Raw genomic sequence first — 12,769 nt, 5'->3', positions numbered from 1 at the left:
AGATGATTGAAGTTATCCCCGCTTATTCGCCGCCTGAGCAATAATCTCAACGACGAGAGAAGCTGTTTTAACCAGATCTTCCACTTTAATCTGTTCCTTGGTCGTATGAATATGCTCATAACCGATGGCCAGATTCACAGTCGGAACACCCAGTCCGTTGAAAATATTGGCATCGCTGCCTCCCCCGGAATGAAAGGTCCGCGGTTCTCCGCCGATCCTTCTGATCGCATCCTTGGCCAGCTCAACCACCGGATCGCCATCCTCATAAGCATAAGCGGGATAAATGATCTGGCTTTGAAAATCCGTTCTCGCACCGTAATCAGCGACCGTGCTCTCCACCGCTTCGCGCATGGCTGTAATCTGCTTATCCAGCTTCTCCTGCACGATACTGCGCGCTTCAGCGTCAAGCTTGGCATAATCGCAAACGATATTCGTCGCCCCGCCGCCTTCGAATCTTCCAATATTAGCTGTCGTTTCGTGATCGATGCGTCCCAGCGACATACGGGCAATAGCTTTACCAGCCACTTGAATGGCACTGATGCCGTCCTCCGGATTAACGCCGGCATGAGCGGACTTACCGAAGATTTTGATTGTAATCTTCGCCTGGGACGGAGCGGCTACGGCGATATCGCCTATTCTGCCGTTCGAATCCAGGGCATAGCCAAACTTGGCTTCCAGCTTGGAGCGGTCCAGCGCCCTTGCGCCAACCAGGCCGGATTCCTCACCTGCCGTAATGATGAACTGCACAGGTCCATGAGGCAGATTGTTCTCCTGCAGCACACGGATCGCTTCCATCATCGCAGCGAGGCCGGCCTTGTCGTCGCTGCCAAGAATTGTCGTGCCGTCGCTGCGGATATAGCCGTCGGCATCAATCTGCGGCTTGATTCCAATGCCCGGCGTGACCGTATCCATATGCGAGGTGAAGAAGATCATCTGAGCTCCGTCCGCGCCGCGGCCTTTCAGCTTGGCGATCAAATTCCCGGCGCCATGACCCGTCTTCTGCGCGGTATCATCTTCCTCTACAGAAAGGCCCAGCGCCTTGAATTTGGCGGTCAGTACATCACAGATTTGACGTTCATTGCCCGTCTCGCTGTCGATGCGTACAAGCTCCATAAATTCGTCTACCAAACGCTTCTCATTGATCATACACTTTCCACCGTCCTTCTCTATCGTTTACAATAGTAAAGTATGGACCTTATTCTACACGAAAGGAGCATGCCTTCATGCGTGTCAACCGGATCATGAAAGTGTTTATCTGGATGATTATTTCGGCAATGCTGTTATCTACCTTGATTGTTGGCATTGGCTGGATTTTCGAATAATCCGGATGCAGCCGGTTCCTTATAGCCAAACTGACGGCAAAAATGGGGAATAATGCCGGCAGCCGCCTGCTCGACAGTCAAATGAATTCCTGTCAAATCGGCAAATGAGGTGACCGCAAAATCCTGAATCCCACACGGAATAATCCCTTGGAAGCCATCCTCTGCGATGCCCGCCTTCACATTCAAGGCGAAGCCATGACTCGTCACAAAACCGCGGCGGGTCCGGGCTTTATTGAATTTGACGCCGATCGCGGTAATCTTCTTGTCGTCCACCCACACGCCTGTATAATCCGGCTTCCGGCCGCCTTTTATTCCGTATTCGCCCAGCCAGTCGATGAACACCTGCTCCAAACGCCGCAAATAGCCATGCAGATCAAGTCCCACCGCATCAAGATAGAGCAGCGGATAGCCCACAAGCTGTCCCGGACCGTGATAGGTAATATCTCCGCCGCGGTCGATCTTGAACAGGCCGATGCCCCGCTGCGTAAGCTCCTCTTCCGAGTACAGCAGATGCTCCGGGTGATTCTGAGAACCAACCGTATAAGTCGGCGGATGCTGAAGAAGAAGAAGCGATTCGACTCGCTCCTCCTTATCGATTTCTTTCACATAGGTTTTCTGCAAATCCCATGCTTCTGCGTACCCGAGCATAGGCGTATACGTAATATCCAGCGGTTGCGCCGCTGCTGTATTCATCATAATCCGTACCTCGTCTCAGTACAATTTCGTGTCCATATTGAAGCCTTCCAGATTCTCCTTCACACGCTGCAGGAAACGGCCGCAAATAACGCCGTCCAAAATACGGTGATCCAGTGACAGGCATAAATTGGCCATGGAACGGACGGCAATCATGTCGTCGATCACGACAGGCCGCTTGACAATGGATTCAAATGTAATGATCGCTGCTTGAGGGTAATTAATAATCGGATACGAAGCGATCGAACCAAACGATCCCGTATTGTTTACCGTGAACGTGCCGCCTTCCATATCGGAAAGCGTAAGCTTGCCTTCACGTGTTTTGCGCGCCAGGTCGTCAATCTCGCGGGCGAGTCCGGCGATATTTTTCTGATCGGCATTTTTGATGACCGGCACCTTCACCGCATCCTCTGTGCCAACTGCAAGCCCGAGATTAATATCCCGCTTCACGACGATTTTGTCAACCGCCCATACGGAATTCATGATCGGCACATCTTTAATCGCATTCACAACAGCCTTGAGCATGAAAGCCAGATAGGTCAAATTGATGCCTTCGCGTTTGATGAATTCATCCTTGAGCTTGTTGCGGAGCACGACCAGATTCGTCACGTCCACTTCGATCATCGTCCAGGCATGGGGAATTTCCGATGCGCTTTGACGCATATTGCGCGCAATGGCATTGCGGACAGGCGTCACATCGATAAAATATTCCCGGCCTGACGTCGAACGGCCCTCGACTTCAATCGTCGGGATCGGCGGCGTGTCCGTCAAATGCAGTCCTGTTGAGCGGACCGCCTGGAGCTGCGGCGACGCTGCAGAGTTACCTGCCGGACTCGCTGTTGTTCTGTTATTGTTTCCTGCGGATTCGATAAAAGCAAGGATATCCTTGCGGGTTATCCGCCCGCCAAGACCCGTTCCCGGCACATGAGCCAGGTTAACGCCATGTTCGGCCGCCAGCTGCTGCACTGCGGGCGAGAAGCGGTGGCGCATGCTGATATCGCCCTCTTCCTGATCCGCCACAGTTTGACCGCCGCCTGTGTTATAATCGGCTCCCCCGCTTGAGAGAGCAGCATTGCCCTGGGCACTCCTGGAGCCATTACTCACTCCAGAGGACGTGCCTGCAGGCGGTACCGCCGCGCTTCCTTCCTGCTCCACTTCAACCAGACAAACCGGCGTGCCAACAGGCACATTCTCGCCGGCGCCTACCAATATTTTGACAATGGTTCCCTCTAGTGTGGAAGGCAGCTCGGCGTTGACTTTGTCTGTAATAATTTCACATATCGGTTCGTACATTTCGATGGTGTCGCCCGGCTGTTTCAGCCATTTGTCGATCGTCGCCGATACAAGAGATTCCGCAAGCTGCGGCATGACGATCTCCGTCACGATTTTCATTTACACCACTCCTAATAAAGTGCCAGATGCCTCATCGCTTCTTTCACTTTTTCTTTATTCAACATGAAATGCTTTTCTCCCGGCGGGTTGATCGGCATTGCCGGTACGTCCGGCCCGCATAACCTCATGATTGGAGCATCAAGCTCATACAGCATTTCCTCCGCGATAATAGCTGACACCTCTGCCCCTACACCGCCGAATTTATTGTCCTCATGCACAATAAGCACTTTGCCCGTGCGGCGGGCGGCTTCCAGCACCGCTTCCTTATCCAGCGGCTGAAGCGTCCGCAGGTCAAGAATGTGGGCGGTAATGCCTTCCTCCGCCAGTTCTTCAGCCGCCTGCATGGCAAAGTGAAGCGGCATGCTGTAGCTGATAACGGTAATGTCGTCACCTTCCCGCAGAACATTGGCTTTACCGATAGGTACCGTGTAATCGTCAGTCGGAACATCGCCTACGACAAGCTTGTAGCATTTCTTGTTTTCAAAGAAAAGCACCGGATCGGGATCACGCACCGCAGCTTTCAACAGTCCTTTGGCGTCGTAAGCCGAGTAAGGCGTTACAATCTTAAGGCCGGGTGTGCCGAAAAAAACGGATTCCGGACATTGCGAGTGGTACAACCCGCCGAATATCCCGCCTCCGATAGGAGCGCGTATGACAACCGGACAGGACCAGTCGTTATTGGAGCGGTAACGGATTTTGGCCGCCTCGCTAATAATTTGATTCGTTGCGGGAAACATAAAATCAGAGTACTGCATCTCGGCGATCGGCTTCATGCCGACCATCGCTGCTCCAATGGCGACCCCGGCAATTGCCGATTCGGCAAGCGGCGTATCCATCACCCGGGCTTCGCCGAACTGTTCCAGCAGCCCTTTCGTGGTGGTGAACACCCCGCCCTTATATCCGACATCCTCGCCCAGTACGAAAACATTCTCGTCACGTTCCATTTCTTCCTTCATAGCGAGGCGGATCGCATCAATATATTCCATCATCGGCATGGTTAGCGTCCTCCCCCTTCGCCTTGACCTTCATCGTACACATGGAGCAAAATATCCTCGGGAGCCTGGAACGGCGCCTTGTCTCCATAAGATGTTGCATCATCCAGAAGCGCCTTGAGCTTCTTGTGAAGCTCCTCATCCTGCCGGTCGCTCCATAAGCCGCATTCCATCAGATATTGTTTGTATTTGGGTATTCCGTCCTTCGCCCGATTCTCGTCAACCTCTTCCTTCGTCCGGTAGGCCAGATCATTATCCGAGGTGGAGTGGGGAGACAAGCGGTACATCATCGCTTCAATCAGTGTTGGCCCTTCACCGGCAACTGCGCGGGCGCGGGCTTCCTTCACGACGCGGTATACCTCCAGCGGATCGTTGCCGTCCACCTGGTAGCCCGGGAAACCATAACCGATCGCCCTGTCGGCAATCCGTCCGCTTACCTGCTTATGCAGCGGAACCGAAATTGCATATTGATTATTTTCGCAAAAAAGAATGACGGGCAGCTTATGAACGCCTGCGAAATTACAGCCTTCGTGAAAATCGCCCTGGTTGCTGGAGCCCTCGCCGAAGGTGACGAAGCTCACCAGCTTCTGCTTCCTCATTTTCGCCGACAAAGCAATGCCGACCGCGTGAGGAACCTGGGTTGTAACAGGGCTGGAGCCTGTTACGATGCGCAGCCGCTTGGAGCCAAAATGGCCCGGCATCTGCCGCCCTGCGCTGTTGGGGTCTTCCGCTTTGGCGAATACCGAAAGCATAAGCTCGCGAAGCGTCATCCCGACAGCAAGCACAAGCGCGTAATCGCGGTAGTACGGGAGGAAGTAATCGACATCGCGGTCAAGCGCAAAAGCCGCGCCCACCTGTGCCGCTTCCTGTCCGATACCGGATACGTGAAAATTAATTTTGCCTGCGCGCTGAAGCAAAAGTCCTCTTTCGTCGTACAAACGTGCTGTCATCATCGTGACGTACATGTCGATGGCCTGCTCGTCCGTCAAACCGAGCCTGGCATGTCTGGATTGTTGCAGTGTGGATTCGGGTTTCGTCATGAGGGATGCCCTCCTTTTGGCTGCTATTATAACCTGGTACTAAGACTTGACTATACCTATTATAACCGACTTTCATTTAAAAGGAAATCTATTCAGAAATCGGTATATCTGCCCGGGCTTGATCTTATATTACGGTTGCATTGCCATCGACGGCCAACATCGCTTCACCCAGCGCCTCAGAAAGCGTCGGGTGCGGATGGATAACCTGTCCGACCTCCCATGGAGCTGCGTCCATCAGCAGTGCCAGAGACGCCTCGGAGAGCAGATCTGTCGCATGCGGACCGACAAGATGGACACCGATAATATCATTCGTTTTTTTATCTGCGATCACTTTTGCAAAGCCGCCCGGTTCACCCAGGATAAGAGCCTTTCCAATGGCCTGAAAAGGGATTTTGCCAATCTTGATGTCATGGCCCTGTCTGCGCGCCTCTTCCTCCGTCAAGCCGATCGAAGCGATCTCCGGATGGCTATAAATAGCGCGGGGTATTTGGGCATGAGCGGTACCGGACGGTTTGTTTCCAAGCAAATGTTCAACGGCAATCATCGCTTCATGCGCTGCAGCATGCGCCAGCTGCAATCCGCCGTTCACATCGCCGATAGCATAAATATGAGGCTCGGTTGTCTGGAAGTTACCGTTAACCCGGATAACATCCTTATTCAACTGAATATCTGTGTTCTCCAGCCCGATTCCCTCGATATTGGCCTGCCGTCCCACGGAAACCAGCAGCTTCTCAGCCGCCAGAATGACTTTACCCTCGCCCGTATCTGCCTCCAGCGAGGCTTGTCCGTCTTTATAGGTATACGTACCGAGGTTCAATTGAATGCCCGTCAATATACGAACACCTCGTTTTCCAAGCTGTTTGGTAAGCTCAGCTGAAGCTTCCGCATCTTCTCCGGGCAGAAGACGGGCCGCTGTTTCCACTAGCGTTACCTCCACGCCGAAATCGATCAGCATTGAAGCCCATTCCACACCGATAACCCCTCCGCCGATGATGAGAATCGATGCTGGAAGCTGCTCCATGACCAGCGCTTCGTCGCTTGTCATCACCTGCGCCGGATCAGCCGGCAACCCTGGCAGGGTGCGCGGTCTGGAGCCAGTGGCAATCATCAAATGAACCGGTACAACCGTTTCCATCTCGCCATCCGCAAGCTCTACCGCGACGCTGCCGCTGCGCGGAGAAAAAATCGAAGGGCCAATGACCCTCCCGGCTCCCGAAATAATCGTGATTTTGTGCTTGCGCATCAAATATTGAAGACCTTTGTACAGCTGTTCTACGGTCTGTTCTTTGCGCTGCTGGACGCCTGGAAAATCAACGGTGACGGCACCCTCCGCTACTTTAATTCCGTATGTATCCGCCTTTAGCAGCGTGGAGTAAATTTCGGCGCTGCGCAAAAGCGCTTTGCTCGGGATGCAGCCTTTATGCAGGCAGGTGCCGCCAAGCTTTTCCTTCTCAATGATGACAACCTTCTTGCCTGCCTGGGCCGCTCTGATGGCAGCTGTATATCCCGCAATGCCTCCGCCAATGATGGCTATATCGCATGGAATGGTCATTTTCGTTCCCCTTTCACTGGTAGGCCGGATGGCCAATAAGAAAAACTGATGCATGCGAGCCGAGCAGCCAGCACGAAAACTAATGCTTGCGCGGGCCGCATTATCTCTCCCCTGTTCTATTGTACCTGTTTTTCATGTCCGGGAAAACAGCGCCTCTTTTGCAAATGGACAGTAGGGGCGTAAAAAGGTATGATTAACAGGTGAATGTGGAGACTTCTCGGCCAGTATCGGTGTATGGCTTCTGCTTATATTCAGGAGGAATTGGTATTATGAAACAGATTGTGGTCCGCTTTATCGCTATCTTATTGTTAGTTATTCCCGGACTTGGGGCGACCTACGGTTTTCTGCTGATGAAGGATGCCGTGTTTCACTATTTTTCATCCTTTGGCGATGACCGGATAAATCCGAACTTTGAATGGCTGCTCTTTATCGGCGGGCTGCTGCTGTTTCTGGCAGGAGCCGGATTTATCGGAGGCTGGACCTTCTTCCGCGACAAAAAACGGAATTATCTCCAGTCGCGTTTCCGCGAGAAGCGCCCGCGTCCCCCGCGTCCAGGAGAGAATACGTGATACTTAAGAAATATCCGCTGCAGTATAAAGAAACGATTTCGCTGTCCTGTGGCAGCGCAGCCGGTTCTTCATTTAAATCTAAACGTTAGTTACAGGTGTGATACTTTTTACAAGCTATAAGGTCAAAAAAAGGAGCTTGCCGGCCATAAATCAGCCGGATCAGCTCCTTTTGTCTTGATTTATTTGATTTTCACCTTCAGGCTGCTCCGCCGGACATGTCGGTTATGATCCCATCGATCAGTCCATAGGCTTTTGCTTCCTCGGCAGACATGAAATTATCGCGGTCGCAATCCAGTTCGATCCGCTCAATCGTCTGGCCTGTGTGATGAGCGAGCACCTTGTTGATTTTCTCACGTGTCTTCATGATCCAGCTGGCATGGATTTGAATATCCGTCGCCTGGCCGCGTGCGCCGCCAAGAGGCTGATGAATCATGACTTCACTGTGGGGAAGAGCATAACGTTTTCCTTTGGCTCCCCCAGTCAGCAGAACGGCCCCCCAGCTGCCGGCAAATCCGGTACAGACCGTAGACACATCCGGCTTGATCAGCTGCATCGTATCGTAGATGGAGAAACCGGCAGTTACCGATCCTCCGGGACTATTCACATACAAGGTAATATCCTTCTCCGGATCGTCCGCAGCAAGGAATAGCAGTTGAGCGACAATGGAGCCCGCCATGCTGTCCTCCACCTCGCCGCTGACCATGATGATCCGGTCCTTCAGCAGCCTCGAATATATATCATAGCTGCGTTCTCCGCTCTTATTCTGCTCAATAACATAAGGTGTTAAATTCATGGAATGATCCCCTTTCAATTGCGGTTTAAGCCGCTGCAAATAAATCCCACCGGTAACTTGCCGTATTTGATGCGCCTGCTGACGCCGAAGGTGCAGATACGGACAGACGTTTTGCATGGCTGACGGCCTGAATAGTGTCCATCTGTCCATTATTCGCCAGAGCCAGCAGCACGATTGCTTGCGGATTCGCTTCGCGGACAGCCGTCATATATGCGAGCAGTATTTCATTGAAATCCGAATCGCCAGTATTAACCGATTCCTTGTCAGACGCATCCCATGTGAGACGTCCTATGGTGGTGCGGGCGCGATGAAGGGCCGCCTTAACGGCGCCTTCCGATGTTTTCAGAAAGCCTGCGACTTCTGCTCCTGTATATCTGAAAACTTCCCTCAGCAGAAACACATTTCGCTGCAAAGGCGAAAGATGAAGCACCAGCAGACGCAGGGCATCTTCGATTTCACAATCATTCTCCATATCATCGAAAATATTCTGCATATGTTGATCCGTTACAAGCTCAGTCGAATGCTTGCGGCGTGCGTGATCAATGGAGAGGTTCTTGGCAATTCGCAGCACATAGGCTGTCGGATTCGGGTGAAGCCGGGTTCCATTCACGACAGGGAGCGCTCTTACACAGGTTTCCTGCATCAGATCCTCGGCATCCCAGGAGCTGTTGGTAATCGAAAGACAGTATCGCTTCAGAGTGGACAGCAGCCGCTCCATATCCGGCAGTACCCCGATTCTTTTTTCCGCGGATGGACTCGGGAAATTTCTCACGACGCGGCACCTCCTTATATTTGTCGCTTCAATTGGTAAACGAATGATTGGCTTCAAAGGATACGCAGGGTAAAAAATAAAGCCTTACTTATTTGTCTAGTTTATTACAAAATCACATTGAGTTCTCCTGTTGATTATATTTTGCCGATGGAGCTTATTGTTGAAAACAAAAATCCTCTCATCCATTGGTGTTTGTATTAACCCAATGAACAAGAGGAACAAAATTCAACTAATTTCCTTTATCCCATATTTGGAAAAAGATCATCAAATGATTCCAAACGATCCGCCCTAACGGCTCATTTCAGAAATACCAATTAACTCTTTAAATTCCTCAACCAATTCATGGGGGCTAACCAGCGTTTGAAAATATTCAACCCTCATTATATTTTTAAGTTTATTGATGGTGTCTTCACTTTTATGAAACAGGTTAAATGAATCCAGATTTGCTTTTTCAAAATTCTTTCGAATCATCTCAAGGTAGTTATCCTCAACTATTTCATCAAGCCGTTCACGTATTTCGCTTCCTTCCTCATCCAAATAGAGGAACGCAATAATGTCTTTATCCGGGTACAGCTTCTCCGCCAATTCAATGACCATACTATTTTTTGCTTCGTAATCCAATTCAAAATCAGCCGCAATTTCACCTGATTCGAATAACTTATATCCCCAACAATGATCTTTATCGTGATAAAAGTATAATACAGGCAGAACCATAGATAATTGTTTTACATAATCCGGGACCTCATTGCCCAGGATGGCATCACCATGCAAGAAAATAAGCCATTCAGCGTTGAGTTCAGCAGCCCCTATAACTGAATTTTGTTCAGCAATGCTGTCCAGGGACTGTTTCGTATTTAAAGTTAAAAATCCGGAAGTAAACTCGCTCATTATCTCAAAAGCCCCTTTTATTCAGAATCGCATCTTACTTAAGATCGTCTAAATAGTACCATAATTCAAGAAAAAAAATCATACAAAAAACCGCCTTTTTTAATGGATTTACGTGCAATCCAATAAATGACGGTTTTATGAATGGAATATTAGCCTGAAATTGTCTGATGGGGTTTTTGAAAACCGCAGCAGCTCTATAAAGCAGCATATGAAATCGCCGCTTTATTTTTCACTATATGCCCCCTTATTCCTTACGCTCTCATGACACTTTGTGCTCGATCCGCAGCTTGTCCGCCACCATCGCAATGAATTCCGAGTTGGTTGGCTTGGATTTGCTGATGTTAATGGTATAGCCAAACAGATGACTGATACTGTCGATATTGCCGCGTGTCCAAGCTACTTCGATCGCATGACGAATTGCACGCTCGACGCGGGAAGGGGTGGTTTTGAATTTTTCGGCAATAGCCGGATAAAGTGTTTTGGTGATAGCTCCTAAAATTTCAATGTTATTGTATACCATTGTAATCGCTTCCCGTAAATACTGGTACCCTTTAATATGCGCAGGAACACCAATCTCATGGATAATGCTTGTGATATTCGCATCCAGGTTTTTGCCCTTCGCAATAGGCACTACATTTGATTTCATAACGGATGAGGAGTAGGAGGATGAAGAAGATGAAATGACAGTCGAATTCCCAACAAGCTGGCGGATACGGTTGGCCAGAATTTCCATATCAAACGGTTTCAATATGTAGTAGGAATCACCGAGTTGTACCGCTTTTTGAGTAATATTCTCCTGACCGAAAGCAGTTAACATAATTATTTTTGGCATAGGTGATAAATTCATCTCACGCAAGCGCTCAAGCACGCCCAATCCATCCAAATGAGGCATAATGATGTCCAAAATAAGTACATCCGGCGTATCGCGTGTTTCTTCAAGCAGGCGAAGCACTTCCTCACCATTGTAAGCAACTCCGGTCACAACCATATCGTTTTGTTCCGAAATGTACTCCGATAACAAATTTGTGAATTCCCGGTTGTCATCCGCCAACAATACTTCGATTTTTTGCAAGGTATAGTCCTCCTTAGACTCGATCTGCCATCAATCTGATTTGTACCCGTTTGTCCTCTTCTCTTCCTGTCTACTAAACATTTTCGACATCCAAAATCAAATTCCTTCTGTCGAATAATCTTTTTCTTTATTATTTTTTAGAATTGTTTTATAATTAAAAATTTACTACAACAACCCTTATATTTCGTAATTATTCGACAAAAATGGTTGTGAATATCGAGGTAAAGAAAACAAAAAACCTTAAGGGGCAATTAAGCCGCCTTAAGATTTTCTTTATCCTGCTTCAGTAAAATGCCTGCATCCTGCAGCATCCACTCAATAAAGCAGCCATAACCGGAGCTTGGATCATTCACGAATACATGAGTGACAGCTCCAACTAATTTGCCATCCTGGATAATTGGACTCCCGGACATCCCTTGGACGATTCCCCCGGTTTGTTGCAGAAGACGGGGATCTGTGATTTTGATGACCATCCCTTTGGTTGCCGGTGAAGATTGATGAGTCACATGAACAATCTGAACATCGAATCGTTCCACTTTTTGACCATTCACAACAGTCAATAGCTGAGCAGGGCCTTCCTTCACTTCTTCAGCAAAGGCAACTGGAATTGATTGATCTTTATAGCTATGAGCCGGAAGCTCATTCATTTTTCCAAAAATGCCAAATGGCGTGTTTCGTTCAATATTGCCCAGTACTTTGCTTTCTTTGATGAAATGAGCTCTTTTTTCTCCTGGTTCGCCGCTTTGGCTTTTATTGATGGAGGTCACATTGGATTGTAAAATCTGTCCTTCGCCGACTTCAATGGCGGTTTGGGTATCCATATCGGTTATAACATGTCCCAATGCACCGTAAACACCTTGATCCGGAGCAAAGAATGTTAGTGTTCCCACACCAGCCGCCGAGTCCCTTATATACAATCCAAGCCTCCAGGCTTTATCTTCAGAATCAAACACAGGAGAAAGCTTGGTTTCAAAAAACTCATTGCCTCGTTTCACCGTCAATTTAATCGGCTGCTTGGCTGCTCCCGCTTCTTCAGCAATTCGGGCCACCTTATGGACTTCATTGATATATTGACCATTAATTTTAACGATTAGATCACCCAGCTGCAGCTTTGCAAGCTCCCCCGGTGAAATTTTCTTGCCGTTCGCATGAATGACCTGATGATGTCCAACCACCATAATACCAGCTGATTTCACCTTAACTCCAATCGTTTGGCCGCCGGGAATAACGCGTAAATCCGGAACAACATTGACCTTCACCGTCTTGAATGGAATCCTGCCGAACAATTTCAACTTCATGGTTGTTTCGCCACTAAAATTGGATTGAAGCGATAATGGCTTGTTCAGATCAACCGAGATTGAATGGTTGGTCGATCCGTTGACCTGCAAAATTTGTGGATCAACCGTAACTTGTGCATGTACCGGCATCACATAATCCAACTGTTTTAATTGACCAGAGAACAATCGCAATTCACTTGGAAATGCTGCGAAATGTTGAAACGGAGCAGAAATACCAAGCAGACAGACCATTAATACAAGACCAAGACCAAGCCATCGCTTTCGCTGATTGCCATTCAATGACTTCACACTCCCTGCTGCTAAATCGCTTGACGAGAATGGTGTTCGCCATTTGCGTACACTTAAGGTATCCTTGGCCTTGATCTTTTATGTCGTCAAAATCATTC

The 12,769-nt window shown here is 49.2% G+C and carries 12 protein-coding genes; 1 reads left to right on the top strand and 11 read right to left on the bottom strand.

The genetic code is table 11. The features are described from left to right. Positions 1-12: 12 nt before the first annotated feature. The 6 genes from AC0YOB_RS13155 to lpdA form a co-directional block, all read right to left on the bottom strand. Positions 13-1,146, bottom strand: coding sequence for a M20/M25/M40 family metallo-hydrolase (locus AC0YOB_RS13155; RefSeq protein WP_475793194.1), 1,134 nt, complete (start codon positions 1,144-1,146; stop codon positions 13-15). A 134-nt stretch (positions 1,147-1,280) separates the two neighbouring features. Next, the gene (gene lipB, locus AC0YOB_RS13150) at positions 1,281-2,018 is read right to left on the bottom strand and encodes a lipoyl(octanoyl) transferase LipB (RefSeq protein ID WP_475793193.1); all 738 of its coding nucleotides are present in this window, start codon (positions 2,016-2,018) and stop codon (positions 1,281-1,283) included. A 15-nt stretch (positions 2,019-2,033) separates the two neighbouring features. Further along, positions 2,034-3,407, bottom strand: coding sequence for a dihydrolipoamide acetyltransferase family protein (locus AC0YOB_RS13145; RefSeq protein WP_475793192.1), 1,374 nt, complete (start codon positions 3,405-3,407; stop codon positions 2,034-2,036). Between the two features lie 11 nt (positions 3,408-3,418). Then, complete coding sequence (locus tag AC0YOB_RS13140) at positions 3,419-4,402, bottom strand: alpha-ketoacid dehydrogenase subunit beta (protein WP_210041792.1); 984 nt, start codon at positions 4,400-4,402, stop codon at positions 3,419-3,421. A gap of 2 nt (positions 4,403-4,404) precedes the next feature. Beyond that, complete coding sequence (locus tag AC0YOB_RS13135; RefSeq protein ID WP_475793191.1) at positions 4,405-5,439, bottom strand: thiamine pyrophosphate-dependent dehydrogenase E1 component subunit alpha; 1,035 nt, start codon at positions 5,437-5,439, stop codon at positions 4,405-4,407. Between the two features lie 124 nt (positions 5,440-5,563). Next, entirely contained in the window at positions 5,564-6,991 is a 1,428-nt protein-coding gene (lpdA, locus tag AC0YOB_RS13130) for a dihydrolipoyl dehydrogenase (protein ID WP_475793190.1), read from the bottom strand. Between the two features lie 269 nt (positions 6,992-7,260). On the opposite strand from lpdA, the gene AC0YOB_RS13125 reads away from it, so the two are divergent. Continuing rightward, positions 7,261-7,560 carry a DUF2627 domain-containing protein gene (locus AC0YOB_RS13125; protein ID WP_475793189.1) on the top strand — a complete coding sequence of 100 codons (300 nt, stop codon included), beginning with the start codon at positions 7,261-7,263 and terminating at the stop codon, positions 7,558-7,560. A 196-nt stretch (positions 7,561-7,756) separates the two neighbouring features. On the opposite strand, the gene clpP is transcribed toward AC0YOB_RS13125, so the two are convergent. From clpP to spoIVB, 5 genes are all read right to left on the bottom strand, one after another. After that, on the bottom strand, positions 7,757-8,353 hold the full coding sequence (clpP, locus tag AC0YOB_RS13120) for an ATP-dependent Clp endopeptidase proteolytic subunit ClpP (protein ID WP_210041800.1): 597 nt from the start codon (positions 8,351-8,353) through the stop codon (positions 7,757-7,759). Between the two features lie 25 nt (positions 8,354-8,378). After that, the gene (locus AC0YOB_RS13115) at positions 8,379-9,125 is read right to left on the bottom strand and encodes an RNA polymerase sigma factor (RefSeq protein ID WP_475793188.1); all 747 of its coding nucleotides are present in this window, start codon (positions 9,123-9,125) and stop codon (positions 8,379-8,381) included. Positions 9,126-9,413: 288 nt separating this feature from the next. Then, entirely contained in the window at positions 9,414-10,013 is a 600-nt protein-coding gene (locus AC0YOB_RS13110) for a hypothetical protein (RefSeq protein WP_475793187.1), read from the bottom strand. A 259-nt stretch (positions 10,014-10,272) separates the two neighbouring features. Continuing rightward, positions 10,273-11,085: a sporulation transcription factor Spo0A gene (gene spo0A, locus AC0YOB_RS13105; protein WP_475793186.1), complete on the bottom strand. Its 813-nt coding sequence runs from the start codon at positions 11,083-11,085 to the stop codon at positions 10,273-10,275. A 251-nt stretch (positions 11,086-11,336) separates the two neighbouring features. Beyond that, a complete protein-coding gene (gene spoIVB, locus AC0YOB_RS13100; RefSeq protein WP_475793185.1) occupies positions 11,337-12,662 on the bottom strand; it encodes a SpoIVB peptidase in 1,326 nt (441 codons plus the stop codon). Positions 12,663-12,769 lie beyond the last annotated feature (107 nt).

It is taken from the genome of Paenibacillus sp. JT31N17, assembly GCF_056269255.1.
Note: the sequence above shows the minus strand (reverse complement) of the source record. Positions and strands in the feature narration are given on the sequence as shown.

Coding starts and splice junctions, on each gene's coding strand:
- AC0YOB_RS13125 (WP_475793189.1), top strand. CDS start 7,261: ATGAAACAGATTGTGGTCCGCTTTATCGCTATCTTATTGTTAGTTATT.
- clpP (WP_210041800.1), bottom strand. CDS start 8,353: ATGAATTTAACACCTTATGTTATTGAGCAGAATAAGAGCGGAGAACGC.
- AC0YOB_RS13145 (WP_475793192.1), bottom strand. CDS start 3,407: ATGAAAATCGTGACGGAGATCGTCATGCCGCAGCTTGCGGAATCTCTT.
- AC0YOB_RS13155 (WP_475793194.1), bottom strand. CDS start 1,146: ATGATCAATGAGAAGCGTTTGGTAGACGAATTTATGGAGCTTGTACGC.
- AC0YOB_RS13135 (WP_475793191.1), bottom strand. CDS start 5,439: ATGACGAAACCCGAATCCACACTGCAACAATCCAGACATGCCAGGCTC.
- AC0YOB_RS13140 (WP_210041792.1), bottom strand. CDS start 4,402: ATGCCGATGATGGAATATATTGATGCGATCCGCCTCGCTATGAAGGAA.
- lipB (WP_475793193.1), bottom strand. CDS start 2,018: ATGATGAATACAGCAGCGGCGCAACCGCTGGATATTACGTATACGCCT.
- AC0YOB_RS13110 (WP_475793187.1), bottom strand. CDS start 10,013: ATGAGCGAGTTTACTTCCGGATTTTTAACTTTAAATACGAAACAGTCC.
- lpdA (WP_475793190.1), bottom strand. CDS start 6,991: ATGACCATTCCATGCGATATAGCCATCATTGGCGGAGGCATTGCGGGA.